19 protein-coding genes are annotated in these 25,780 nt (G+C 72.0%); 9 read left to right on the forward strand and 10 right to left on the reverse strand.

The features are described from left to right. Positions 1 to 395: 395 nt before the first annotated feature. Positions 396 to 1,277 carry a phosphatase PAP2 family protein gene (locus ACIRL2_RS12260; protein ID WP_402231845.1) on the forward strand — a complete coding sequence of 294 codons (882 nt, stop codon included), beginning with the start codon at positions 396 to 398 and terminating at the stop codon, positions 1,275 to 1,277. Here the strand turns inward: ACIRL2_RS12260 and ACIRL2_RS12265 are convergent. Further along, positions 1,241 to 4,258: a bifunctional [glutamine synthetase] adenylyltransferase/[glutamine synthetase]-adenylyl-L-tyrosine phosphorylase gene (locus ACIRL2_RS12265; RefSeq protein ID WP_395862240.1), complete on the reverse strand. Its 3,018-nt coding sequence runs from the start codon at positions 4,256 to 4,258 to the stop codon at positions 1,241 to 1,243. The two genes, ACIRL2_RS12260 and ACIRL2_RS12265, sit on opposite strands and share 37 nt — an antisense overlap. Positions 4,259 to 4,500: 242 nt before the next feature. On the opposite strand from ACIRL2_RS12265, the gene ACIRL2_RS12270 reads away from it, so the two are divergent. Then, the gene (locus ACIRL2_RS12270; RefSeq protein ID WP_402231847.1) at positions 4,501 to 5,127 is read left to right on the forward strand and encodes a TetR/AcrR family transcriptional regulator; all 627 of its coding nucleotides are present in this window, start codon (positions 4,501 to 4,503) and stop codon (positions 5,125 to 5,127) included. Between the two features lie 111 nt (positions 5,128 to 5,238). On the opposite strand, the gene glnA is transcribed toward ACIRL2_RS12270, so the two are convergent. Next, positions 5,239 to 6,600, reverse strand: coding sequence for a type I glutamate--ammonia ligase (gene glnA / locus ACIRL2_RS12275; RefSeq protein WP_395862236.1), 1,362 nt, complete (start codon positions 6,598 to 6,600; stop codon positions 5,239 to 5,241). Positions 6,601 to 7,070: 470 nt separating this feature from the next. On the opposite strand from glnA, the gene ACIRL2_RS12280 reads away from it, so the two are divergent. Beyond that, positions 7,071 to 8,837, forward strand: coding sequence for an NAD+ synthase (locus tag ACIRL2_RS12280; RefSeq protein ID WP_402231850.1), 1,767 nt, complete (start codon positions 7,071 to 7,073; stop codon positions 8,835 to 8,837). 131 nt (positions 8,838 to 8,968) lie between these two features. Here ACIRL2_RS12280 and ACIRL2_RS12285 read toward each other — a convergent pair whose 3' ends face one another. The 3 genes from ACIRL2_RS12285 to ACIRL2_RS12295 all read right to left on the reverse strand — a co-directional run bounded on the left by ACIRL2_RS12285 (position 8,969) and on the right by ACIRL2_RS12295 (position 12,405). Then, positions 8,969 to 10,024: an endonuclease/exonuclease/phosphatase family protein gene (locus ACIRL2_RS12285; protein WP_395862232.1), complete on the reverse strand. Its 1,056-nt coding sequence runs from the start codon at positions 10,022 to 10,024 to the stop codon at positions 8,969 to 8,971. 115 nt (positions 10,025 to 10,139) lie between these two features. Continuing rightward, positions 10,140 to 10,796, reverse strand: a complete 657-nt coding sequence (locus ACIRL2_RS12290) for a TetR/AcrR family transcriptional regulator (protein WP_395862230.1) — start codon at positions 10,794 to 10,796, stop codon at positions 10,140 to 10,142. Between the two features lies 1 nt (position 10,797). Then, a complete protein-coding gene (locus tag ACIRL2_RS12295; protein ID WP_395862228.1) occupies positions 10,798 to 12,405 on the reverse strand; it encodes an MFS transporter in 1,608 nt (535 codons plus the stop codon). Positions 12,406 to 12,650: 245 nt separating this feature from the next. On the opposite strand from ACIRL2_RS12295, the gene panB reads away from it, so the two are divergent. Beyond that, a complete protein-coding gene (panB, locus tag ACIRL2_RS12300) occupies positions 12,651 to 13,532 on the forward strand; it encodes a 3-methyl-2-oxobutanoate hydroxymethyltransferase (RefSeq protein ID WP_395862226.1) in 882 nt (293 codons plus the stop codon). A 67-nt stretch (positions 13,533 to 13,599) separates the two neighbouring features. After that, positions 13,600 to 14,406 carry a site-2 protease family protein gene (locus tag ACIRL2_RS12305; protein WP_395862224.1) on the forward strand — a complete coding sequence of 269 codons (807 nt, stop codon included), beginning with the start codon at positions 13,600 to 13,602 and terminating at the stop codon, positions 14,404 to 14,406. Here ACIRL2_RS12305 and ACIRL2_RS12310 read toward each other — a convergent pair. Then, the gene (locus ACIRL2_RS12310) at positions 14,379 to 15,584 is read right to left on the reverse strand and encodes an AI-2E family transporter (RefSeq protein WP_395862222.1); all 1,206 of its coding nucleotides are present in this window, start codon (positions 15,582 to 15,584) and stop codon (positions 14,379 to 14,381) included. The genes ACIRL2_RS12305 and ACIRL2_RS12310 overlap by 28 nt on opposite strands. A gap of 114 nt (positions 15,585 to 15,698) precedes the next feature. Next, positions 15,699 to 15,896, reverse strand: coding sequence for a DUF3046 domain-containing protein (locus ACIRL2_RS12315; RefSeq protein WP_360304842.1), 198 nt, complete (start codon positions 15,894 to 15,896; stop codon positions 15,699 to 15,701). Positions 15,897 to 15,985: 89 nt separating this feature from the next. Between ACIRL2_RS12315 and ACIRL2_RS12320 the strand changes: the two genes are divergently transcribed. From ACIRL2_RS12320 to ACIRL2_RS12335, 4 genes are all read left to right on the forward strand, one after another. Then, complete coding sequence (locus ACIRL2_RS12320; RefSeq protein WP_395862220.1) at positions 15,986 to 20,605, forward strand: ATP-dependent helicase; 4,620 nt, start codon at positions 15,986 to 15,988, stop codon at positions 20,603 to 20,605. 334 nt (positions 20,606 to 20,939) lie between these two features. Then, positions 20,940 to 21,773: an Fpg/Nei family DNA glycosylase gene (locus tag ACIRL2_RS12325; RefSeq protein WP_395862218.1), complete on the forward strand. Its 834-nt coding sequence runs from the start codon at positions 20,940 to 20,942 to the stop codon at positions 21,771 to 21,773. Then, positions 21,770 to 22,249, forward strand: coding sequence for a hypothetical protein (locus ACIRL2_RS12330; RefSeq protein WP_395862216.1), 480 nt, complete (start codon positions 21,770 to 21,772; stop codon positions 22,247 to 22,249). The genes ACIRL2_RS12325 and ACIRL2_RS12330 overlap by 4 nt, the downstream gene beginning before the upstream one ends. 93 nt (positions 22,250 to 22,342) lie before the next feature. Continuing rightward, entirely contained in the window at positions 22,343 to 23,140 is a 798-nt protein-coding gene (locus ACIRL2_RS12335) for an SDR family NAD(P)-dependent oxidoreductase (RefSeq protein WP_395862214.1), read from the forward strand. Positions 23,141 to 23,254: 114 nt separating this feature from the next. Here ACIRL2_RS12335 and ACIRL2_RS12340 read toward each other — a convergent pair whose 3' ends face one another. From ACIRL2_RS12340 to ACIRL2_RS12350, 3 genes are all read right to left on the reverse strand, one after another. Then, the gene (locus ACIRL2_RS12340) at positions 23,255 to 23,728 is read right to left on the reverse strand and encodes a Dps family protein (protein ID WP_395862212.1); all 474 of its coding nucleotides are present in this window, start codon (positions 23,726 to 23,728) and stop codon (positions 23,255 to 23,257) included. 133 nt (positions 23,729 to 23,861) lie between these two features. Further along, the gene (locus ACIRL2_RS12345; RefSeq protein WP_395862211.1) at positions 23,862 to 24,254 is read right to left on the reverse strand and encodes a helix-turn-helix domain-containing protein; all 393 of its coding nucleotides are present in this window, start codon (positions 24,252 to 24,254) and stop codon (positions 23,862 to 23,864) included. A gap of 244 nt (positions 24,255 to 24,498) precedes the next feature. Continuing rightward, entirely contained in the window at positions 24,499 to 25,776 is a 1,278-nt protein-coding gene (locus ACIRL2_RS12350) for a CinA family nicotinamide mononucleotide deamidase-related protein (protein WP_402231855.1), read from the reverse strand. Positions 25,777 to 25,780: the final 4 nt, after the last annotated feature.

Consider the following 25,780-nt stretch of genomic DNA (forward strand, 5'->3'; position numbering starts at 1 on the left):
CGCGCCAAGAGCGCATAGAGAGCACACAAATAACACACGAAGAGCAATCAAACGACCACACAGCGACCGCACACCGCGTGCCGCCCTCCACGAACCGGAGGGCGGCACGCGCACGTGCGAACCTCCACCGCTCCGCCCCCGAAACCCCCGAAGCCGACCGCGGCCCTCGCCGCCGGGCGCCGAACACCCCCGGAGATCTCCCCCATTACGCCCCGATTCCTCCCACCCGAGAAGGAGAGGATCGCCCTCGGATGGCCCTACAGGGTGATCGGCGAAAGGATGGGCTCTGGCAGACTTGAGCCATGGGGGGCAATCCGAGCCGAGAGACCATGCCGCCGTCGGGGCGACGGGTGACCGACGAAGCCGGACGGACAATCATGCAGCCGATCCCCACGATGACCCGATTGCGTGTCTATCTGAGCACGCCGCGTCGTCCGCGATTCGTGGTCGAACTGGCGCTGATCGCGTTGAGTTACTGGGTCTATTCGCTGGTCCGCAACGCGGTACCGGAGCGCCAACACGTCGCCGTGGAGCGCGCCTGGCAACTGCTCGATTTCGAGAAGACGCTGCACATCGACATCGAACACAGCGTCAACCACGCCGTGAACGGCGTCACATGGTTGATCGTGTCGATGAACTACTACTACGCGACGCTGCACTTCGTGGTGACCATCGGTGTCCTGGTGTGGCTCTTCCACAGACACCCCGGCCGATACCGGGCCGTGCGCACGGTGTTGTTCCTGACCACCGGCCTGGCCCTGTTCGGATACTTCTTCTACGCCCTGGCCCCGCCCCGACTACTGCCGGGCGCCGGCTACATCGACACCGTCCTGGTCCACCACACGTGGGGCTCGATGGCGTCCGGCGACATGAAGAACGTCTCCAACCAGTACGCCGCGATGCCGTCGATGCACATCGGCTGGTCGACGTGGTGCGCGATGGCCATCGTGATGTTCGCCCGGCCGATGTGGGTCAAGGTGCTCGGTGTGTTGTACCCGATCACCACGCTGTTCGTGATCGTGGCCACCGGCAACCACTTCGTGCTGGACGCGGTCGGCGGCTGGATCACCCTCGCCGGCGCCTTCGGCCTGCAGTGCCTGCTCAACGGGCGCTCCGCGTACCGCTTCCCGCAGTACCCGCCGGACGACCCACGCTCCGCGCCCGAGCCCCACGGGCGGCCGGTACGCCCGCGCGCGGGCACGCGCGACGAGGGGCGCGGCGACGGAGCCGGCGAGCGGCCTCAGCGCGAGCCGGTCGAAGTCTCGTCCTCGCCGTAGAACACCCGGTCCACCACGGCCCGGGCGAGCCGCGTCATGCGTCGATAGTCCTCGATCAGGCTGCCGGTCTCGTCCGGCCGGTGGCCGAGCAGCCGGGCCACCCCGCCCAGCTCGCGCACATCGGACGGGAAGCTGTCCGAGGACCGGCCGCGCACGATCATCACCGCGTTGCGCACCCGGGTGGCCACGACCCAGGCGTCGTCCAGGATCCGGGCGTCGTGCGGGTCGAGCAGGCCCGCGTCCCGGGCCGCCGCGAGTCCCTGTCGGGTGCCGGTCACCCGCAACGCGGGCACCGCGTGCGCGTGCCGGAGTTGCAGGAGTTGCACCACCCATTCCACGTCGGCCAGCCCGCCGCGCCCGAGCTTGGTGTGCGTGGTCGGATCGGCGCCGCGGGGCAGCCGCTCGGACTCGATCCGGGCCTTCATCCGCCGGATCTCCCGCACCTGCGTGTCGTCGATCCCGCCCTCCGGATAACGCAGCGGATCGACCATCTCCAGGAACCGCCGGCCCAGGTCCGCGTCCCCCGAGGTGAAGTCGGCCCGCAGCAGCGCCTGGCTCTCCCACAGCTTGGACCAGCGCTCGTAGTAGGCGCGATACGACGCGAGCGTGCGCACCAGCGGCCCCTGCCGCCCCTCGGGCCGCAGGTCGGCGTCGATCAGCAGCGGCGGATCCGTGGACGGGATCTGCAGCAGCCGGCGCACCTCGTTGCACACGAACTGCGCGGCCCGGGACGCGGACTCCTCCTCGGCGCCCTCGATCGGCTCGTGTACGAACATCACGTCCGCGTCGCTGCCGTAGCCCTGCTCGTAGCCGCCGAACCGCCCCATCGCGATGATCGCGAGCCGGGTCGGGATCGGCCCCCGGGTGCGCTCGCACGCGTCTATGGCGGCCCGAAGCGCGCCGGTCAGCGTCGCCGCGTTGACATCGGTGAGCGCCTTGCCGGTGGCGTCCACGTCCAGCCGGCCCAGCACATCGGTGGCGACGATCCGGAACAGTTCGCGCCGACGCACGCTGCGCGCCGCCTGCACCGCGCTCTCCGGACCCGGCGCCCGCCCCACCGCGGCCAGGATCTCGGTCTCCAGGGCCGCCCGCGAGCGTGGCCGCAGCCCGTCCCCGTCGCCGAGCATCGCGACCGCCTCGGGCGCACGCAGCACCAGGTCCGGCGCGAGCCGCCCGGACGCGAGCACACGGGCCATGTTCTCCGCCGCCGCCCCCGACGAGCCCGCCCCGGAGTCGCGCAGCAGGCGCAGATACCAGTGCGTGTTGCCGAGCGCGTCGGAGACCTGCCGGAAGGCGAGCAGCCCGGCGTCCGGATCCGCCGAGTCGGCGAACCAGCTCAGCATCACCGGCAGCAGCGTGCGCTGGATCGAGGCACGCCGGCTGACTCCGGAGGCGAGCGCCTCCAGGTGGCGCATCGCGGCGGCCGGGTCGGCGTACCCCAGTGCCTCGAAGCGGGCCCGCGCGGCCTCGGGGGTGAGCCGCTGCTCGCCCGCCTTGAGCCGGGCGACCGCGTCCAGCAGCGGCCGGTAGAACAACTTCTCGTGCAGCCGGCGCACCTCCACCGTCTGCTGTCTCCAGGCCTTCTCCAGTTCGCCCACCGGGTTCGAGCGCATGCCCATCGAGCGGCCGATCCGGCGCAGTTCGCCGGGGTCGGTCGGCATCAGGTGGGTACGGCGCAGCCGGAAGAGTTGGATCCGGTGCTCGAGCGTGCGCAGGAAGCGGTACGCGGCGTCCAGCGCGGCGCCGTCGTCGCGGCCCACGTAGCCCGCCGCGGACAGCGCGGCGAGCGCGTCCAGCGTCGAGCCGCTGCGCAGCGTCCGGTCGGACTTGCCGTGCACCAACTGCAGGAGCTGGACCGCGAATTCGATGTCGCGCAGGCCCCCGGGGCCGAGCTTGACCTCGCGCTCCACCTCGCGCGCCGGAATGCTGTCCACCACCCGGCGGCGCATCGCCTGCACGTCGGCGACGAAGTTCTCCCGGCGGGCGGCGGTCCACACCAACGGGGACACGCTGTCCAGGTACTTCTTGCCCAGTGCCGGGTCGCCGGCCACCGGGCGGGCCTTGAGCAGGGCCTGGAACTCCCAGGTCTTGGCCCAGCGTTCGTAGTAGGCGAGGTGGCTGGCCAGGGTGCGGGTGAGCGGGCCGTTGCGGCCCTCCGGGCGCAGGTTGGCGTCCACCTCCCAGATCGAGCCCTCGATGGTGGTCGCCGAGCAGGTCCGCATCAGCGCGCCGGCCAGCCGATTGGCGGCGGCGACCGCCACCCCCTCGGGCACGCCGGGTGGGGCCTCGGCGACGAAGACCACGTCCACGTCGCTGATGTAGTTGAGTTCGCGCCCGCCGCACTTGCCCATGCCGATCACCGCGAGCCGGCACTGCTCGGCCTCGACCGGGTGTTCGCGCCGGACCAGGTCGAGCGCGGCGTCCAGGGTGGCGCCGGCCAGGTCGGCGAGTTCGGTGGCCACGGTCGGCTCGTCGGCACTGCCGCACACGTCGCGGGCGGCGATCGAGAGCAGGCAGCGGCGATAGCCGATCCGCAGCGCGTCCAGTGCCGGGTCGCCGCGCAGGCCGGCGGTGGCGGTGGTGAGCACGGCGTGGAAGTAGGCGGGGGTGGGTCGGGCGTCCTGGACGTCGTAGGTGACCAGGGAGCGCCAGTCCTCGGGGTGCCGCGCGAGGTGGTCGCCCAGTGCCGCGCTCACTCCCAGAACGCCCAGTATGCGATCGCGGAAGGGCTTCGCGGACGCGAGGGTGGAGAGCAGAACGGGGGCGTCGTCGGCGGCTTCGGCGAGGCGCACCAGGCCGAGCAGCGCGAGGTCGGGGTCGGCGGTGGCGGCGAGGGCGTCCAGGAAGAGCGAGTCGTCCCCGGCGCCGAGCAGGGCCGGATCGCGCAGATTGCGTGCGGCGCCCGCGATGTCGGTGAAGCCGAGCCGGACCAGGCGCCCGTCGGTGGCCGCCGGTTCGCGAGGCTGATCCACAGAGGTCACCGGCCGAGCGTATCCGGTGAAACGGCTGATCGATCAAGAACGGAACTGGGAATGTGGACGCGCCGCACGGGGCTCGCCGAGCCCCCCGACCGCGGCGAACTTGAATGCGGCGCGTCCTCGCCCGGCGGCGGACGACAGTTCCACTCTGCGAGCCGTCCGTCCCACGGCCCGAAGAGGCCTCCGTAGCGACGAGCTGCCATACGCCACCGTACGGAACGTCACCCTACGTTAGCGTAGGTGCCATGCGCAACGGTGTTCCCTCGGAGAGGGTTCAATCAGACGACGATCCGGACCGGCCCGCTCGCCCCGGCCGCCGCACCCTCAGCCGAGAGGACTGGGCTCGGGCGGCCCTGGAGGCGATGCGAGAGGGCGGCTTGGGCGCCGTCGCGGTGGAACCCCTCGCGGAACGCCTCGGCACCACCAAGGGCAGCTTCTACTGGCACTTCAAGGACCGCGACTCGCTCATCCAGGCCGCGCTGGAACGCTGGGTGGCCGAGTCCGAGGAACTGATGGCCGCCGCCGAACGCATCGAGGATCCGGTGGAGCGCGGACGCCGACTCACCGAGTACGCGTTCACCGCGCCCAGCGGCGCGGACATCACCACCACGCTGCTGATCCACGCCCAGCACCCGGTGGTGGGCCCGATCCTGGAGCAGGTCACCCGTCGCCGCCTGGAGTTCGGCGCCCGGCTCACCGAGGAGCTCGGCCTGCCCGCCGACGCCGCCTACCGACACGCGCTGACCGCGCTGACGATGACCGTCGGCATCGCGCTGATCCGCCGGGGCGCGCCGCAGCTGTTGCCCCAGGGCGAGGACAAGGACGCCTACGTCCGCTACATCCTCGAACTCCTCGGCCCGCCGATGTCCTGAGCACCCGCGCGCCGCTCCACGAGCAACGGCCCGACCCCCGACACATCGGGGGTCGGGCCGTTCGCGTCGCGCGCTCGGAGCACCGGAAACACCGGCACCACGGCACCGGCGTCAGAGCACCGGCAGGTACCGCTTCAGCTCGAAGGGCGTCACCTGCTGGCGGTACTCCTCCCACTCGTGCCGCTTGTTGCGCAGGAAGAACTCGAAGACGTGCTCGCCGAGGATCTCCGGCAGCAGGTCGCTGCGCTCCATCAGCGCGATCGCCTCGGCCAGGTTCTGCGGCAGCGGCGCGATGCCCAGCGCGCGGCGCTCGGCGTCGGTCAGCGCCCACACGTCGTCCTCGGCACCGGCGGGCAGTTCGTAGCCCTCCTCGACGCCCTTGAGCCCGGCGCCGAGTAGCACGGCATAGGCCAGGTACGGGTTGCACGCCGAGTCGATCTGGCGCACCTCGATCCGGGTGGACTGGCCCTTGGTCGGCTTGTACATCGGCACCCGCACCAGCGCGGAGCGGTTGTTGTGCCCCCAGCAGATGTACGAGGGGGCCTCGCCACCCATCCCCGCGGTGCGCGCCGACGCGCCCCACAGCCGCTTGTACGAGTTGACCCACTGGTTCGTGATCGCGGCCATCTCGCCGGCGTGCTTGAGCAGGCCCGCGATGAACGAGCGGCCGACCTTGGAGAGCTGGTACTCGGCGCCGGCCTCGTAGAACGCGTTGCGGTCGCCCTCGAACAGGGACAGGTGGGTGTGCATGCCCGAGCCCGGGTGCTCGGAGAACGGCTTGGGCATGAAGGACGCGTGCACGCCCTGCTCCAGCGCGACCTCCTTGACCACCAGGCGGAAGGTCATGATGTTGTCGGCCGTGCTCAGCGCGTCCGCGTAGCGCAGGTCGATCTCCTGCTGACCCGGCGCACCCTCGTGGTGGCTGAACTCGACCGAGATGCCCATGTTCTCGAGCATCGTGATCGCCTGGCGGCGGAAGTCCTGGCCGACCGGCTGCGGCGTGTGGTCGAAGTAGCCGCTGTGGTCCACCGGGGTCGGCGGCCGGCCGTCGACGGGCTTCTCCTTGAACAGGAAGAACTCGATCTCGGGGTGCGTGTAGAAGGTGAAACCCTTCTCCGAGGCCCGCTCCAGGGTGCGCTTGAGCACGTAGCGCGGGTCCGCGAAGGACGGCGAGCCGTCGGGCATCAGGATGTCGCAGAACATCCGCGCGGTGCCGGGTGCCTCGGCCCGCCACGGCAGGATCTGGAACGTGGCCGGATCCGGCTTCGCCAGCATGTCGGACTCGTGCACCCGGGCGAAGCCCTCGATCGCCGACCCGTCGAAGCCGATGCCCTCGGCGAACGCCTGCTCCAATTCGGCCGGAGCCACCGCGACCGACTTCAGGAACCCGAGCACGTCGGTGAACCACAGTCGCACGAACCGGATGTCGCGCTCCTCCAGGGTGCGAAGCACGAACTCCTGCTGCTTATCCATAATTCCCTATCCTTGCAGGTCGGACGGCCTGTGAGCGATCGGCAGGGCACTGCGGGGCACACGAGTATCCCGCTTCAGGGTTTCCAGCACATTACGTGCCCTTTGCGTTGTGCCCTTGCTCGCGCACAGGTACCGCCGTGCGCGCGTACGTCCCGTGGTCCTGTACCCCGAGAACCGCTCGTGGGCGACCTGCGGGATACCTTCTTCGCGCGGCATCGCACCCGCCGGGAATCCGGTCGGGCGAGCCGTCGGGGCCCGGTGCTGAACTGCGCCAAGGGTATCTCCCGGGTGCTCGGGCGCCGAGCCCCGGGTTCGCTCGGGCGTACGCCTTTCGCCCGCCGTTCGCCTGCGGTTTTCCGGCCGGCCGAGCGCCCGCCATCGACCCCGCGAGCGCGGTGCGCACGGCGCGTCGCCGCACCCGGGACCACTATTCGTCACTTTGACGCCAAGGGTCGGGTACATTGGATCGTGTGACCCGGATTCGCATCGCCCTCAGCCAGATCAACCCCACGGTCGGCGACCTCGACGGCAACGCCGAACTGGTCGTGGGGCGCACCCGGAAGGCCGCTGAGCGCGGCGCGTCGCTCGTGGCCTTCCCGGAGATGGCGCTCACCGGATATCCCGTCGAGGACCTGGCCCTGCGCTCGTCCTTCGTCGAGGCCTCCCGCCGCGCGCTGGAGGCGCTCGCCGCCCGGCTCGCCGCCGAGGGACTGGGCGAGGTCGCGGTCGTGGTCGGCTATCTGGACCGGTGCGGGGTGTCCACGCCGCGACTGGGCCGCCCGGCCGGCGCCCCGCAGAACGCGGTCGCGGTGCTGCACGGCGGCCGGGTCGCGGCCCGCTCGGCCAAGCACCACCTGCCCAACTACGGCGTGTTCGACGAGTACCGCTACTTCGTCCCGGGCGATCGGCTCCTGGTCACCCGGGTCGGCGGCGTCGACATCGCGATCGCCGTCTGCGAGGACCTGTGGCAGGAGGGCGGCCCGGTGGCCGCCGCGCGCGCCGCGCGGGTCGGCCTGTTGTTGTCGATCAACGCGTCGCCGTACGAGGTGAGCAAGGACGACTCGCGGCTGGAACTGGTCCGCCGCCGCGCCGGCGAGGCGAACTGCGCGCTCGCCTACGTCAACGCCTTCGGCGGCCAGGACGAGTTGGTCTTCGACGGCGACTCGCTGATCGTGGACGCCGAGGGGACGGTGCTCTCGCGCGCGGCGCAGTTCCGCGAGGAACTGTTGATCGCCGACCTGGACCTGCCCGAGCGCACCGTGGACGACAGCGTGTACAGCGCGGGCGACGTGGTGGCCGACGGCCTGACCATCCACCAGGTGATCCTCACCGAGGAGGCCGCGCCGGTGCCCGCGCCCGCCGCCGCGCACTCGATCGCGCCGGCCCTGTCCGACGACGCGGAGGTCTACCGCGCGCTGGTCACCGGGCTGCGCGACTACGTGGCCAAGAACGGGTTCAAGTCGGTGCTGCTGGGCCTGTCCGGCGGGATCGACTCGGCCCTGGTCGCGGCGATCGCGGCGGACGCGGTGGGCGGCGGCAACGTGTACGGCGTCTCGATGCCCAGCGGCTACTCCTCCGAACACTCCAAGGACGACGCGGCCGACACCGCCGTGCGGATCGGGCTCAACTACCGCCAGGTGCCGATCGCCCCGATGGTGGACGCCTACCTGGGCGCGCTCGGGCTGACCGGCCTGGCCGAGGAGAACCTCCAGGCCCGGGTGCGCGGCACCACCTTGATGGGGCTGTCCAACCAGGAGGGCCACCTGGTCCTGGCCACCGGCAACAAGAGCGAGCTGGCCTGCGGCTACTCCACGCTGTACGGCGACGCGGTCGGCGGCTTCGCGCCGATCAAGGACGTGCCCAAGACCGCGGTATGGCGGCTGGCGCGCTGGCGCAACGCGGAGGCCGAGCGACTCGGCGAGCCGGCCCCGATCCCGGAGAACTCGATCACCAAGCCGCCGAGCGCCGAGTTGCGGCCGGGGCAGGTCGACACCGACTCGCTGCCGCCGTACGAACTGCTCGACGCCATCCTGGACGACTACGTCGAGCGGGACATGGGCCGCGACGCGATCGTGGCGGCGGGTTTCGAGCCGGAGTTGGTGGACCGGATCCTCAAGCTGGTGGACACGGCCGAATACAAGCGCCGGCAGTACCCGCCGGGCACCAAGATCTCGCTCAAGGCGTTCGGCCGGGACCGGCGACTGCCGATCACCAGCCGGTGGCGCGAGAGCGGCTGAGCACAACCCGAGAGCACCCGAGCACGCCGCGAAGACAGACCCGAAGAGCACGACACGGACACGACGAAGGGCCCGACCGCTGCGGTCGGGCCCTTCGTGGTGGATTCGGCTCGGCTCGGCCGCGGATCCGTTCAGCTCAGCCGCAGGTCCGCCAGGATCGGCATGTGGTCGCTCGGCGTGCCGCCCAGCACCTTCGCGTCGGCGGCGGCCATGCCCCGGTACATGATGTGGTCGATCGCGGCCATCGGGAACGACTCGGGCCAGGTGAAGCCCATCCCGGTGCCGGCCGCGTCCTGCGCGTCCGCCAGGTAGCGGGTGACCGGGCGCAGCGCCCGGTCGTCGGTGGTGCCGTTGAGGTCACCGGCCAGCACCACGTGCGGCGCGGTCTCGACCGCGAGCGACCGGGACAGTCGATCGATCGTGTCGTTGCGGTCGCCGACCGTGAAGCCGCTCGGGCCGAAGCGCACCGACGCGAGGTGCACGGCGTAGAAGGCCACGTCGCCCTTGGGCGTCTTGATCACCGTGCGCAGCGCGCGGGTGAAGCCCATCCCGACGTCGACCGCCTCGGCCTTGCTCATCGAGAAGTCCGCCGTGGTCCAGACCGCGACCGTGCCCTCGTGCTGCACGTTCGGGTACCGGCTCTTGAGCACCGCGTCGTACAGCTTCCACGCGCCCTCCGGCAGTTCCTCCAGGGCGATCACGTCGGCGTTCGCGCCGAGCAGCGAGCGGGCGGTGCCGGCCGGGTCGGGATTGCTCGCGTTCACGTTGTGGCTGAGCACCCGCAGGTCGTGCGGGCCGCCGCCGCGGCCGGGCATGAAGAAGCCGCCGAACATGGTCACCCACACCAGGATCGGCAGCATGGTCGCGGCCACCGCGGTCCACGAGCGACGGATCGCCGCGCAGGTCAGCAGCACCGGAACGACCAGGCCCGCCCAGGGCAGGAAGGTCTCCACGAAGCTGCCCCAGTTGCCCGGGGTGTTGGGCACCATCCGGTGGAACGCGAGCGGGAGGGTGGCCAGCACCGCGAACACGGCGATCACTCGGCCGCGGCGCCACGGCGGGGTGCGCCATGTGGCGACCGCACCATCCCGTACGCCCTGCCACGACCACCGTGACCCTCGCCGAGGACCTCCGTCGCCGGCCGGCTGCGGCTCGGCTCCGGTGTCCGTCGTGGTGGGCCACGTCATGCTGCCTCCTGAAGTCCCAGACTCGAGTCCCGACTGTGTCCGCGTCAACGTACGAACAAAACGTCCCCTACGTCGAAACGGACGCCGGAAAGCGGTCGATAGGTTCCCTATGGGCTCAGGAGCGAGCGCGAATCCCGCCGAGCAGCGCGTCCGCGATCTGGCCCGGCAGCTCCGGTTCCAGACTTGCGTTCTCCCGTACCAGCTTGCGTACCAGTATGGGGCCCGTGACCAGGTCCATCAGGACCTCCATCGGCAGGTCGGCACGCAGCTCGCCGGAATCCACCCCGCGTTGCAACAGGCCGCGCAGGATCGCCCGGCGTTTCTCCACGACCACCTCGTGATAGCGCCGGTGCAGCTCGGGATGGCTGCGGATCTCGCCGGAGAGCATCCCCATCAGCCCGTCGCCGCGCTTGTCCACCGCCTGGAGGCGCATGTGCTCCAGGACCAGGATCAGATCCTCGCGCAGCGACCGGCCCTTGAGCACCGCCGGCATCGCCTCGGCGGCCTCGACCGCCGCCACGATCAACGCCTCCTTGCCGGGCCAGCGGCGGTAGATGGTGGCCTTGCCCACACCCGCCTCCTGGGCCACCGCCTCGACGGAGATCGCGGCGATGCTGCGGTGCGCGTCGAGCAGGCGCAAGGTGGCGCCCAGGATCGCCCGTTCGGCTTCCTCGCTGCGCGGCCGACCCCGGCGGGGCTTGTCCGCCCCGCCGGGCTCGGTCGTGGTGTCGGCCAGGGGTTCGGCCGCTGATGCGGATGTCGCAGGCTGCATGTCAGACCTTCGCGGAGCGCGGTTCCTCGGCGGACCGTTCGATTCGGTCCGCTTCGGGGGCAGTCTGCCCGGACTCGCGGCGCGGCATCCACAGGAACACCACGACCGCGCCGATCAGCGCGACCACGGCGGAGCCGACGGAGGCGGCGTGCATGGCGTCGATGAAGCCGTCCTTGGCCGGGTCCACGAGCGCCGCGCCCTTGTCGCCGAGTCGGCCGGCCACCGCGAGCGTCGCCTCGACCGAGTCGCCGGCCGCGCCCTTGGGCACGTCCGGCGGGAGCTTGTCCAGGTCGCCGGAGATCCGGTCCCGATAGACCGACGAAAGCACCGAGCCCAGGATCGCCACGCCCAGCGCGCCGCCGACCTGACGCACGGTGTTGCTGACCGCGGAGCCGGCCCCGGCCTTCTCCCGCGGCAGCGAGGACATGATCGAGTTGGTGGCCGGCGGCATCACGTGCGCCATGCCCGCGCCCTGGACGAAGAACACCACGCACAGGATCCAGATCGGCGAGGTGCGATCCATGCCCAGGAAGGCCAGGAAGCTCAGGCCGACCAGGAGCATGCCGCCGGTGGTGACGGCGCGTACGCCGAACCGCTTGACCATCACCGAGCTGCGGGCCGAGAACATCAGTTGCGCGATCGCCAGCGGGAGCAGCAGCAGGCCGGTCTGCAGCGGGGTGTAGCCGCGCACGCTCTGCAGGTAGAAGGCCATGAAGAAGGTCACGCCCATGAGCGCGAAGAACACCAGGCCGATCGCGCCGGCCGCGGCGGAGAAGGCCGGGTCGCGGAAGAACTTGACGTCCAGCGCGGGATGGTCGCTGCGCTTCTCGAACCACACGAAGAAGGCGAGGACGACCAGGCCGAGCACGATCGTGCCGATCACCTCGACGCTGCCCCAACCCGCGTCGCCGCCTCGGATGATGCCGTAGACCAGCGAGACCAGTCCCGCGATGGACAGCGCGACCCCGATCGGGTCGAGCCGGCCGGGCCGGGGGTCGCGCGAGTCGGGCACCAGGAGCAACATCGCGACGATGCCGACCAGCACGATCGGGACGTTGATCAGGAAGACCGAGCCCCACCAGAAGTGGTCGAGCAGCACGCCGCCGGTGATCGGGCCGATCGCGATCGCCAGACCGACCGCGCCGGACCAGATGCCGATCGCCTTGGGTCGCTCGTGCGGCTCGAAGACGTTGCTGATGATGGACAGTGTGGCCGGCATCACGAACGCGCCGCCGAAGCCCATCACCGCGCGCGCGGTGATCAGTTGCCCGGGGCTTTGCGAGTAGGCGGAGAGCAGCGACGCGAGGCCGAAGATCACCATGCCGAACAACAGGGTGCGCTTGCGACCGAAGCGGTCGCCCAGGATGCCCGCGGTGAACAGCAGGCCGGCGAAGACCAGGGTGTAGGAGTTGATCGCCCACTGGAGCTCGCTCTGGGTGGCGCCCAGGCCCTTCTCCGGGTCGGCGATGGTCTTGATCGCGACGTTGAGGATCGAGTTGTCCAGGACGACGACCAGCAGGCTGATCACCAGGACGCCGAGGATGGCCCAGCGGCGGCGATGGATGTGCTCGTCGACCGTGCGTATGGGAGGAACGTGCGCTGAAGTCACGGGGGAAGCTCGATTCGTCGAACATGTGGGACCGGTTCGGGTTGCCTCACAGGCTAGGGCACTTTACGAAACGAGAACGTCTCGTATTGCAAAGCCTCGGCAAATGCCGGGCCGATGACCACTCGGCGAGCACCCGGCGGTCACCCGGAATCCGGCGTCCGACTCCCCTGTTGTCCTGTTACGGCGCGTGTCACCATGGCGTTGTCCGGGGACGCCGTCCGAGCGCCTCGAGTCGGGAGAACACCATGTCCAGCAACACATCCGCGCAGCCGATAGCCGCTTCGGGCGAGGGTCCGGGACTGACCCTGTACGGCGGCGAGGGAACCGGGCGCCGGGTCACCGTGCGCGACCTCGCCCGCGCCAAGCGAGCCGGCGAGCGCTGGCCGATGCTCACCGCGTACGACGCGATGATCGCCTCCGTATTCGACGACGCGGGCATTCCGGTGCTCCTGGTCGGCGATTCGGCGGGCAACAACCACCTCGGCTACGAGAACACCGTGCCGGTCACCATGGACCAGTTGGTGATGCTCACCGGCGCGGTCGTGCGCGGCACCAAGCGCGCGCTGATCGTGGCCGACCTGCCGTTCGGCTCGTACCAGGAGTCGCCCGAGCAGGCCCTGCGCAACGGCGTGCGACTGCTCAAGGAGGCCGGTGCCGGCGCGGTCAAGCTCGAGGGCGGACAGCGCTCGGCCCGTCAGGTCGAGGCGCTGGTCGCGGCGGGCGTGCCGGTGATGGCCCACCTCGGGCTCACCCCGCAGTCGGTGCACGCCTTCGGCGGCTACCGCGTGCAGGGCCGGGACGCGGAGAGCGCCGAGCAGTTGCTCGCGGACGCCAAGACGATGCAGGCCGCAGGCGCGTTCGCGGTGGTCCTGGAGTGTGTGCCGGAGGACCTGGCCGCGCGCGTGACCGAACAGTTGGAGATCCCCACCATCGGCATCGGCGCGGGTGTGCGCTGTGACGCCCAGGTGCTGGTGTGGACCGACATGGCCGGCATGACCACCGGCCACACCGCCAAGTTCGTCAAGCAGTACGTCGACCTGCGCGCCGTGCTCGGCGACGCGGCCAAGGCGTTCGCGGGCGACGTGGTCGGCGGCGCCTACCCGGGTCCGGAGCACACCTTCCACTGAGTGTCGGGTGGGGCCGTACGATCGAATTCCCGGTCGTACGGCCCCTTTCCCGCACCTGGAGCAGTTCGTGACGCACCCCTACGGAGACTACGGCCGCCGCCCCGCGGCCGGCTCGCTGCGCCACGTGCGACCGAGCCCGATCTTCCTCGCGATAGTCGCGGTCTGCGCCGCCTCGACCTGGTACACCTGGCACGACGACGGCTCCTCCGAGGCGGCCACCCGCACCGGGGTGTTCCTGCTGGTGATGTCCGGCTGGCTGGTGTCGTTGTGCCTGCACGAGTTCGCGCACGCGTTCGCCGCGCTGCGCTCGGGCGACGACAGCGTGGTGGGCAAGGGCTATCTGACCCTGGACCCGCTCAAGTACAGCGATCCGCTGTTGTCCTTCATCCTGCCGACGATCTTCGTGCTGCTCGGCGGCATCCCGCTCAGCGGCGGCGCGGTCTACCTGGACCGCTCGGCGATCCGCGGCCGGGTGCGCAACAGCATGGTGTCGGCGGTCGGACCGCTGACCAACGCGGTGCTGGCGATCGTGCTCGCACTGGTGTTGTCCTCCGGCGCGGTGGACGGCGCGAGCCCGACCTTCGTCGCCGCGTTCTCGTTCCTGATCCAGCTCCAGGTGATCGCGGCGGTGCTCAACCTGCTGCCGGTGCCGGGCCTGGACGGCTACGGCGTGATCGAGCCCTGGCTGCCGTACGACTTCCGGCGGGCCATCGCGCCGTACGCGCCGTACGCGATCCTGTTCCTGTTCGCGCTGTTGTGGTCGCCGTCGGTCAACGGCTGGTTCTACGACGTGATCGACCACGTCACCGACGCGCTGGACGTGTCGCCGTACCTGGCGAGCGACGGCTATCGGTTGTTCCGCTTCTGGTCCTGAGGATCCCCCGGACCCTGCCGGTCCCGGGCGCGCCGCCACCATCGGGTGAGTGGACCCGGGCCCCGGCGGGGCCGGGTCTCGTCCGGCGTCAGGTGGTGCTCGGGGATCTCGTAGCGGTGCAGGTAGCCGCCGACGAAGGCCTGTCCGGTGGCCGCGATCGGGATCGCGATCAGCGCGCCCACCACGCCCAGCAGCGCGGCCCCGGCGATCACCGCGCCGAACGCGACCGCCGGGTGGATCTCCACCGTGCGCGCGGTGATCCTCGGGTGCAGCAGGTAGTTCTCGAGTTGCTGGTACGCGGTGGCGAACGCCACCACCCACACGGCGGTCAACGGGCTCACCGTCAGCGCGATCAGCGCGGGGAGCACGATCGCGATGTAGGTGCCCACGGTCGGCACGAACTGCGAGATCAAGCCGACCCACAGCGCGAGCGGCACCGCGTACGGCAGGTCGAGCAGGAAGAAGACGAGATAGTGCGCGAACGCCGAGATCAGCGCGAGCGCGGCCCGCGAGTACAGATAGCCGCCGGTCTTGTCGATCGCGATCTCCCACCCGCGCAGCACCTCGGCCTGCCTCTCCGGCGGCAGCAGCGAGCACACCGCGCGGCGCATCCGCGGGCCCTCGGCGGTGAAGTAGAAGGTGAACAGCGCGATGGTGAACAACTCGAACAGGCCGGCCACGATCTTGGCGGACAGACCGAGCGCGTTGTTCGCCACCCGCTCGGCATAGCCCTGGACGGTGTCGGAGTCCTTGAAGATGTCGCCCTGGATCTTTTCCACGGTCAGGTCGGTGCCGAAGGTGCGGTTCACCCACGCCACCAGGTCGTCGAGGTAGTCGGGCAGGTGCCGCGCGAACGCGACCACCTGGTCCACCAGCAGCGAGCCCACCACCGTCAGGAAGCCGGCGCAAGCCAGGAAAACCACCACGAACGCGATGCCGGTGGCCGCGCCGCGCCGCATCCCGCGCCGGGCCATCCGGTCCACCGCCGGCTCGAAGGCGAGCGCGAGGAAGAACGCGAGCAGCAGGTCGATCAGCAGCGAGCGCAGGTGGGCCAGCGTCCAGCCGAGCAGCCGGAAGCCCGCGATCATCGCCAGGATCATGAACACGGCCCGCGGCAACCACGGCGGCATGCGATCGCGCGACCCGACCCGTGTGGTGGGGGTGTCGGGTGTGCTCACATGGGCTCCCTGTGCTCTTCCGCACCACTGTGTCGCGATGCGTATCCGATGACAGGAAGAGACTAGAGCGTCACGTTATGTCCATTTGGGCATGTCGCGGAGCCGCCCGGCGGTTCAGGCCCGTTTGGTCGTCGGCAGGTCCATCGAGACGCACACGCCACGCCAGACGTCCTTGGCCTCGATGCCCGCGGCCAGCGCCTCGTGTACGGTCCGCCCACCCAGCTCGGACATCACGTGGTCGCGGGCGAAGGACTCGGCGTACGAGTCGCCGAAGTGGGCGCGCATGCGTCGCCAGAAGTCGGTGAGTCCCATGCGACCAGTATCGCGGTCGCGCCGCGTCCCCCTGTCGCCCGCTTGTCGTCCGCCGCGAATGTCGGAGCCACGCGGCACCATGGGGAGTTATGCCACACGACGATCCCGCCTCGGCCCTGGCCGGCTTCTCCCTCGCCACTCGGGAGTGGTTCACCGGCGCCTTCCACGCGCCGACCCGGGCCCAGGAGGGCGCCTGGCGCGCCATCGCCGAGGACAAGGACGCGCTGGTGGTCGCGCCCACCGGATCCGGCAAGACCCTCGCGGCGTTCCTGTCCGCGCTGGATCGGCTCGCCGCCGAGCCGGTGCCGGCCGACCCGCGCCGGCGCTGTCGGGTGTTGTACATCTCGCCGCTCAAGGCGCTCGCGGTCGACGTCGAGCGCAACCTGCGCAGCCCGCTCACCGGCATCCGCCAGGCGTGCGTACGCCTGGGCCTGCCCGAGCCCGAGGTCACCGTGGGAGTGCGCTCCGGCGACACCCCGGCAGCCGATCGACGCCGGTTCGCGACCAAGCCGCCGGACATCCTGATCACCACGCCCGAGTCGCTGTTCCTGATCCTCACCTCGCAGGCCCGCGAAGCGCTGCGCGGGGTGGACACGGTGATCGTGGACGAGGTGCACGCGGTCGCGGGCACCAAGCGCGGCGCGCACCTGGCGCTGAGCCTGGAGCGGCTGGACGAACTCCTGGAGCGGCCCGCGCGCCGGATCGGCCTGTCCGCGACCGTGCGCCCGGTCGACGAGGTGGCCCGCTGGCTGCGCTCGACCGGCGACGTGCGTGTGGTCCAGCCACCGGCCGCCAAGACGTTCGAGCTCTCGGTCGTGGTCCCGGTCGAGGACATGAGCGAGCTCGGCGGCGGCACCGGCGAGTTCGACGAGGCCGGCAACGAGCGCAAGGCTTCGGTGTGGCCGCACGTCGAGGAACGCATCGTCGACCTGATCCAGGCGCACCGCTCGACCATCGTGTTCGCCAACTCGCGCCGGCTGGCCGAGCGACTGTGCGGCCGCCTGAACGAGATCGCCTACGAGCGCGCCACCGGCGAGAAGCTGCCCGAGGACGCGTCGCCGGCCGAGCTGATGGCGCAGGCGGGCAGCAACCGCGGCGCGCCCGCGCTGCTGGCGCGCGCCCACCACGGCTCGGTGTCCAAGGAGCAGCGGGCCCAGGTCGAGGAGGACCTCAAGGCCGGCAGGCTGCCCGCCGTGGTGGCCACCTCGAGCCTGGAGCTGGGCATCGACATGGGCGCGGTGGACCTGGTCGTCCAGGTCGAGTCGCCGCCCTCGGTGGCCTCCGGCCTGCAGCGGGTGGGGCGGGCCGGCCACCAGGTGGGCGCGATCTCCCGAGGCGTGATCTTTCCGAAATTCCGCGGCGACCTGGTGCAGACCGCGGTGGTCACCGAGCGCATGCGCGAGGGCGCGATCGAGTCGGTGCGCGGGCCGCGCAATCCGCTGGACGTGCTCGCGCAGCAGATCGTCTCGATGGTGTCGATCGAGGACCGGGACGTGGACGCGCTGCTCGCGCTGATTCGCCGGGCCGCCCCGTTCACCGCCCTGCCCGCGTCGGCCTACGAGGCGACGCTGGACATGCTCGCCGGCCGCTACCCCTCGGACGCGTTCGCCGAACTGCGCCCGCGCATCGTGTGGGACCGGGTGGGCGGGGTGCTGTCCGCCCGCCCGGGCGCGCAGCGGCTCGCCGTCACCTCGGGTGGCACCATCCCCGACCGGGGCCTGTTCGGCGTGTTCCTGGTCGCCGGCGACGCGAAGTCGCGGGTCGGCGAGCTGGACGAGGAAATGGTCTACGAGTCGCGCGTGGGCGACGTGTTCACGCTGGGCACGTCGTCGTGGCGGATCGAGGACATCACCCACGACAAGGTGCTGGTCTCGCCCGCCCCCGGGGTGCCGGGCAAACTGCCGTTCTGGCACGGCGACGCGCTCGGACGGCCGGTGGAACTGGGTCGGGCGCTGGGCGCGTTCGTCCGCGAGGTGGGCGCGCTGCCGGCGGACCGGGCCCGCGAACGGGTGGCCGCCGCGGGCCTGGACCCGTGGGCGGTGGACAACCTGCTCGGCTACCTGGGCGAGCAGCGCGAGGCGTGCGGCCACATCCCGGACGACCGCACCATCGTGGTCGAGCGCTTCCGCGACGAGTTGGGCGACTGGCGGGTGGTGGTGCACTCGCCGTTCGGCGCCCAGGTGCACGCGCCCTGGGCGCTGGCCATCTCGGCCCGGCTGCGCGAGCGCACCGGTCTGGACGTGCAGACCATGCACGGCGACGACGGGATCGTGCTGCGGCTGCCGGACACCGGCATGCCCTTCGGTGAGCAGTCCTTCGGCGAGGAGCCCGACGATCTCGCGGCGGGTGCCCTGCCGCCGGACTTCGCGCTCTTCGAGGAGGCCGAGGTGGAGCCGCTGGTGACCGCCGAGGTCGGCGGCTCGGCGCTGTTCGCGTCCCGCTTTCGCGAGTGCGCGGCCCGCGCGCTGCTGCTGCCGCGGCGCATGCCGGGCCGGCGCACCCCCCTGTGGCAGCAGCGCCAACGCTCGGCCCAACTGCTCGCGGTGGCCAGTGAGTACGGCTCGTTCCCGATCGTCCTGGAAACGATGCGCGAGTGCCTCCAGGACGTGTTCGACGTGCCCGGCCTGACCGGCCTGATGCGCGACATCGCCACCCGCGCCGTGCGCATTGTCGAGGTCACCACCACCGAGCCCTCGCCGTTCGCCCGCTCGCTGCTGTTCGGCTACGTCGCGCAGTTCATGTACGAGGGCGACTCGCCGCTCGCCGAACGGCGGGCGGCGGCGCTCGCGCTCGACTCGCGGCTGTTGGCCGAGCTGCTCGGCCAGGCCGAGTTGCGCGAACTGCTCGACCCACAGGTGCTGGCCCGCACCGAGGCCGAGTTGCAACGACTGGCCGAGGATCGCCGGGTGCGCGACGCCGAGGGCGTCGCCGATCTGCTGCGGCTGCTCGGGCCGCTGACCACCGCCGAGGTCGCGGCGCGCGCCACGGGCGCCTTCGAGAGCGACTGGCTGACCGGCCTGGAGGATGCGCGTCGGGTGATCCGGGTGCGGATCGCGGGCGAGGAGCGCTGGGCCGGCATCGAGGACGCGGGCCGACTGCGGGACGCGCTGGGCACTCCCCTGCCGGTCGGCGTCCCCGAGGCGTTCACCGAGCCGGTCAAGGATCCGCTGGGCGACCTGCTGGCCCGGCACGCGCGCACGCACGGCCCGTTCCGGGCGGGCGAAGCCGCCGCCCGCTTCGGTCTGGGCGTCGCGGTGACCACGGGCACGCTGGAGCGGCTGGCCGCGGGCGGGCAGGTGGTCTCCGGCGAGTTCCGCCCCGGTGGATCCGGCCTGGAGTGGTGCGGCGCGGAGGTGCTGCGGATGTTGCGCCGGCGCTCGCTGGCGGCGCTGCGGCACGAGGTCGAACCGGTGCCGCCGGTCGCACTGGCCCGGTTCCTGACCGCGTGGCAGGGCGTCGGCGCGAGCGGGGTGCGCGGCCCGGACGGCCTGGTCCGGGTGATCGAGCAGCTCCAGGGCGCGAGCGTGCCGGCTTCGGCGCTGGAGAAGCTGGTGCTGCCCTCGCGCGTGGTCGACTACCACCCGGCGATGCTGGACGAGTTGTGCGCGGCCGGCGAGGTGGTGTGGGCCGGACACGGCGCGCTGCCCGGCAAGGACGGTTGGCTCTCGCTCTGCCTCGCGGACGCCGCGCCATACCTGTTCCCGCCGCCGGTGCCGCTGGAGACGACATCACTGCACACCGCGATCCTGGCCGCGCTGTCCGGCGGCTACGCGCTGTTCTTCCGGCAGTTGACCGAGCGGCTGGAACTGCCGGCTCCGGCGTCCGAGGCGGCGATCGCCGACGCGCTGTGGGACCTGGTGTGGTCCGGGCGGGTCACCGGTGACACGCTCACCCCGCTGCGTGCGCTGCTCGGCTCCGGGCGCACGTCCGGCTCCACCGCGCATCGCGCCCGGCGGGCGACCCCGCGCGGGCGGTACGCGGGACTGAGTCGGGGTCGTCCGGTCGCGTCCGGGCGCACCGGCCCGCCCACCGTGGCCGGCCGCTGGTCGCTGGCCCCCGCACCCGAGCCCGACCCGACCCGGCGCGCCCACGCGCTGGCCGAGACGCTGCTCGACCGGCACGGCGTGGTCACCCGCGGCGCGGTGGTCGCCGAGGGCAGCCCCGGCGGGTTCGCCGCCGCCTACAAGGTGCTGAGCGTGTTCGAGGACGGCGGCCGGGTCCGCCGGGGCTACTTCGTGGAGGGGCTGGGCGCCGCCCAGTTCGCCGCCGACGGCGCGGTGGACCGGCTGCGCGCGCTCCAGGGCGCGAGCGAGCGCCGTGAGCCGCACGAGGTGCCCGGCGCGGTGGTGCTGGCCGCCGCCGACCCGGCCAATCCGTACGGTGCCGCGCTGGCGTGGCCGGACCGTCCCGGCGAGACCGGCGGCGGCCACCGCCCGGGCCGCAAGGCGGGCGCGCTGGTGGTCCTGCTCGACGGCGAACCGATCCTGTACATCGAGCGCGGCGGGCGCACGTTGTTGTCCTGGACCGACGACCCGGACCGGGTCGGCCCCGCCGCCGAGGCGCTGGCCCACGCGGTGCGCGCGGGCGCGCTGGGCAAGCTGACGGTGGAGCGGGCCGACGGCGCCGAGGTGCTCACCTCCTCGCTGGGCAAGGCACTGGAGGCGGCCGGGTTCCATGCCACCCCCAGGGGGCTGCGCCTGCGAGGGTGACACCGTTTCGTTACACGAGCGCCCGGTCCGCGAAACACCCCGGTCATGTACGTCCAGCAGGATCGTGGTCACGGAAGGCGACGCGGGGAGCGATCCCGGTGACGCCGACCGGCACCATCCGCCCGTGGCGACCCTGCACGCGTCACGGTCGGAAGCACATGGATCCGGCGTCGCGAACGTGTTCCTGGCCGCGCGCTCGCGACGTCGGTCCCTGTGCGGCATCGCCTGCGGCGCCGCGACCCCCGGGGTTCGGCCGCACCGACGGGTCCGGGGGGACTCGGAAGGCCGGCCCCGGGCTCGGCTCCGGCCGCCGCCCGTCCGGGACAATGGTGGGGTGCCCGAAGGCGACAGCGTGTATCAGGTGGCGCGGCGGCTGCGCGCGGCCCTCGTGGACCGCCCACTGACCGTGACCGACTTCCGCGTGCCCGCCCTGGCGACCGTGGACCTGACCGGGCGCTCGGTCCTGGCGGTGGTCCCGCGCGGCAAGCACCTGCTGACCCGGATCGAGGGCGACCTCACGCTGCACACCCATCTGCGGATGGATGGCAGGTGGGAGATTCAACCCACCGGCCCGCGCCCGCTCCCCCGGCCCTGGCACGCGATCCGCCTGGTGCTGGCCAACGCGACACAGACCGCCGTCGGAATGCGGATGCCCGTGGTCGAACTGCTGCGCACCGCCGACGAGGCGACCGCGGTCGGCCGGCTGGGTCCGGATCTGCTCGGTCCGGACTGGGATCCGGTCGAGGCCGCACGCCGACTGGCCGAGCGCCCGGACCGGCCGATCGGCGAGGCGCTCCTGGACCAGCGCAACCTGGCCGGGATCGGCAACGTGTACCGGGCGGAACTGTGCTTCCTGCGCGGCATCACCCCCTGGACCCCGGTCGCGGCGGCCGGCGACCCGCACGCGTGGGCCGCCTTGGCGCACCGCCTGCTGTACGCCAATCGCGACCGGATCGGGCACGTCACCACCGGCGACACCCGACCGGGCCGGCGGCACTGGGTCTACGGGCGCGGCGGTCGCCCGTGCGCGCGCTGCGGCACCCCGATCCGACGAGCGGACCTGGGCGACCCGCCGCGGGTCGCGTTCTGGTGCCCGCGCTGCCAAGTGTCACCCGATGGGAGTACACCCGGTGACCGACGCCCGGGCGGTTCGTCGTACAGGGCATGAGCCCGCCCCGGATCGTGCCCGCCCTGGTGTTGCCCGTCCTGCTCGTGGCCGCGGCCGGCTGCACCTCGGTGTCCGCGCCGAGCCCGTCGCCGCGCCCGGCGCCCCCGGCAGCGACCGCCGCCGCACCGTTCGCGCCCGTGCCGGAACCGACTCCCGCCGCCGAGGTCTCCGCGTTCGCGGCGGAGCCGGAGCCGGCGATCACGGCGATGGCGGGCGGGTCGGCCGAGTCCGAGGTGCCCGAGCCGGCCGGCCCGACCGCGACCGGGCAGGACCCGGATTCGCCGCCCCCGCCCCGGACCACCCGCCCGCGCCCGCGGGCCGAGAAGGGTGAGGCCCGGCCGGCCCGCACGAGGGCGCCGACCGGGCGGTCGAACCGGGTCGAGAGCGACCCGTGCGACGCCCTCGCGGCGGCCGGCGTGTTCCCCCGCGGCGGCGCCACGCACCGCTGGTGCCACTGGCAGGAGGGCCGGCGGTGACACCGATCTCGTTGCCCCACGCCTTTATTGACTGTTCGTCAGATGGCTCGTACGGTCGGCGCGCTGTGCACGCCTAGCGCCGGGAGGCCAACCGTGTTTCGTGAAGCCCTCGATCTGACCGGCCGAGTCGCCGTCGTCACCGGCGCGGCCTCGGGCATCGGCCGCTCCAGCGCCGAGGTGCTGGCCGACCTGGGCGCGACCGTGGTCTGCGCGGACATCCAAGAGGCCGGGGCACAGGAGACCGCGAAGGCGATCGTGGCCGCCGGCGGCGCCGCGACCGCCGCCGGCGTGGACACCTCCAAGGCCGCCCAGGTGGACGCGCTGATCGGCGACGCGGTGGCCGCGCACGGCCGGCTCGACGTGCTCGCCAACATCGCCGGGGTGATGCATTCGAGCACGGTGATCGAGACCGAGGAAGCCGACCTCGACCGGGTCCTCGCGATCAACTTCAAGGGTGTCTTCTTCGGCTGTCGGGCCGCGGCGCGCGTGATGACCGCGCAGGGCTTCGGCAGCATCGTCAACATGGCCTCCGGCGCGGTGGACACCGCGACCTCGGGCCTGCTGTGCTACGGCGCGGCCAAGGCCGCGGTCGTGCAGTTGACCAAGACCCTGGCCACCGAGGTCGGTCCCAGCGGCGTGCGGGTCAACGCGGTCGCGCCGGGCTGGATCGTCACCGGGATGACCGGCCGGCACTGGACCGACGCGGACGGCAACGAGGACGAGGAGCGCAAGGCCGCCGTGGCCGCGCCGATGGCCCGGATGGCCCCGCTGCGCACAGTCGGCGAGCCCACCGACATCTCCTACGCGGTGGCCTATCTCGCCTCGGACGCCGCCAGGTTCGTCACCGGCCAGATCCTGCGCCCCAACGGCGGCATCGCGATGCCCTGGTAGACCACAGTCCGAACCCTCGCCCGTCCGACCCGCCATCCCGCGCCCGCACCGCCCGCGCTCATGCCGAAGCCCCGCCTCCCACAATCGGGAGGCGGGGCCGAGGCCGCGCGTCGCTCAGGCCTGGTTCTCGGCCTGGAACATCCAGCTCATCTTCTCGAGATCCGCGGCGATCGTGATGAACAGGTCCTGGCTGACCGGGTCCGGTTCCTCGGTGGCCGCGATCCGCTCGCGCATGCGCTCGATGACCGCGCCGTACACACCGACGAAGTAACCGACCACGTCGGCGTCCTTGATCCAGCCGGAGTCGGGCTGCGGGACACCGCTGCCCGCCGTGATGGTCGCGGCCCGGCCGTCCGGGTTGTACCCGATCGCCGAGGCGCGCTCCGCGACGGTGTCCGCGAAGGCGCGCGCCGAGGCGACCACCTCGTCCAACTGGAGGTGGATCGAACGGAAGCGCGGACCCACCACGTTCCAGTGGGTCTGCTTGGCGACCAGCGAGAGATCTATCAGGTCGACGAGGGCACCCTGAAGCGCCTCGCCGGTGATCTTGCGCGCATCGTCGGACAGGGGGCTCTTGACGACGACCATGGTGCTACGACTCCTCGGGGTTGGTGTCGATTCGACCACCGGGCCGGGGGACCCGGTGTACACGACACCGGATGCCCCGATTCGGGCGAACGATGCTCCCGAGTGGGAAAGACCACACCACCGGTCGTCGAGGTCAGGCCGCCACCACCACACTCACCGCGTTGTCGGCGGAGATCGGGCCCGTGCCCGACGACCGGTCGTTGTTCTGACGTTCCGCGGCGGCGCGCTCGTTCGGCGTGAAGCCGGCGCCGACCGGTTCCAGGACCGGACGCATCGCCTCGGCCGAGGCCAGCTCGGCGAGGGCCAGCTCGTCGCTGACCTCCCGCATGAGCACGGACATGCGCACGTCCAGCGCGTCGCAGATCGCGGCGAGCAGTTCGGACGAGGCTTCCTTTTGGCCGCGCTCGACCTCGGACAGGTAGCCAAGGGATACCCGGGCTGAGGACGACACCTCGCGCAGGGTGCGACCCTGACGCTGGCGCTGGCGCCGCAGCACGTCACCCAGCAGGCGACGGAGCAGGATCATCGGTCGCTCCCTCCTAGGGCGGCTCGGGGGGTCACAGCCCCACCGTACCTGCCCGACCGCGCGGGTGTGCCCGCCTTACGGTCCTGTTCACTCAGGGCGTGGAACCTTGACGGCGGGGGTGTCCAGGGTCCATGGGGTTTCCGGCCCACTCCCACCTCGATTCGCAGCACGTCGTTGCACAGCCTTCCGCGTGTCCCGCGCATTCTTGACCGAAGCGCTCTCCCCGGTCGGCCGGGGAGCCCGGTCACCCCGTGCACGACGGGTCCTGCTCGGCCGGCAGCCCCGCCACGACGCACCGGAGCAGATCCAGGACGCGGACCGTGGTCATCTCCCGAATCCTGCTCCGACTTCCCGAGAACAGCAACGAGAGCACGGTTGTTCCCTCGGGTCCGGCCACCGCGATGTGCACGGTGCCCACAGGCTTGCCGTCCTGGGGGTCCGGCCCGGCGACCCCCGTCGTGGCCACCCCGTAGGTACCCGACATCAGGCGCCGCACACCCTCGGCCATCGCCGCCGCCACGTCCGGGTGAACCGCGCCCTCGGCGGCCAGCAGGTCGGCGTCCACGCCGAGCACCGCGGCCTTGACGTCGGTGGCGTACGCGGTGATCGAACCGCGCACGCTCACGGACGCGCCCGGCACCGAGGTCAGTTCGGCGGCGACCAGGCCGCCGGTGAGCGACTCGGCCACCGCGACGGTGGCGCCACGCTCGCGCAGCAGGTCCAGCACGACGCCGGCCGGCGTGTCGCCCGCCTCGCCGTACACACAGCCCCCGAGCAGTTCGCGGGCCCGCGCCGCGGCGGCGTCGACCGCGTCGGCGCCGCCGGGAGCGGTCGAGGTGAGCTTGACCCTGGTCTGCCCGGCGGTGGCGAGGTAGGCCACCTCGACCGCGCCCACGACCGCGAGTTCCTTCTCCAGCGGCTCCAGCGCCGCGGCGATCACGCCCTCACCGACCGACGCGGTGAGCAACTGGCGCTGGGCCCGGATCGGTGGGTTGCCCGCGCGGCGCAACAGGTCGGGCAGCACCCGGTCCTCGGTCATCGCGATCATCTCGTGCGGCGGGCCGGGCACCGCGTACACCTGCACGTCGCCGATCTCGATAGCCACGCCCGGGGCGCTGCCGTTGGGGTTGGGCAACGAGCGGCCGCCCTCGGGCACGTCCGCCTGCTGCAGGCCGAGCGCGGTGAGGGTACGGTTCAGGCCCTGGTACCGGCGGCGCAGCCAGTCCTCGATCGCCGGTTCCCGGCGCAGCGCCACCCCGGCCACGGCGGCGATCGCCTCGCGCGTGCGGTCGTCGGACGTGGGACCGAGGCCGCCGGAGACCAGTACCGCGTCGGCGCGCCGCACGGCCTGGGTGAGCACGTCGATCATCTCGTCGAGTCCATCGCCCACGGTGGACACGCCGGTGACCCGCAGCCCGGCCGCGGTGAGTCGGCGGCCGAGGGTGACCGCGTTCGTGTTCACCACGTCGCCGACGAGCAACTCGTCCCCCACCGCGACCAGTTCGACCTTCAATTCGCGCATGGTC

The organism is Embleya sp. NPDC127516, from assembly GCF_044765325.1.
Taxonomy (GTDB): Bacteria; Actinomycetota; Actinomycetes; order Streptomycetales; family Streptomycetaceae; genus Embleya.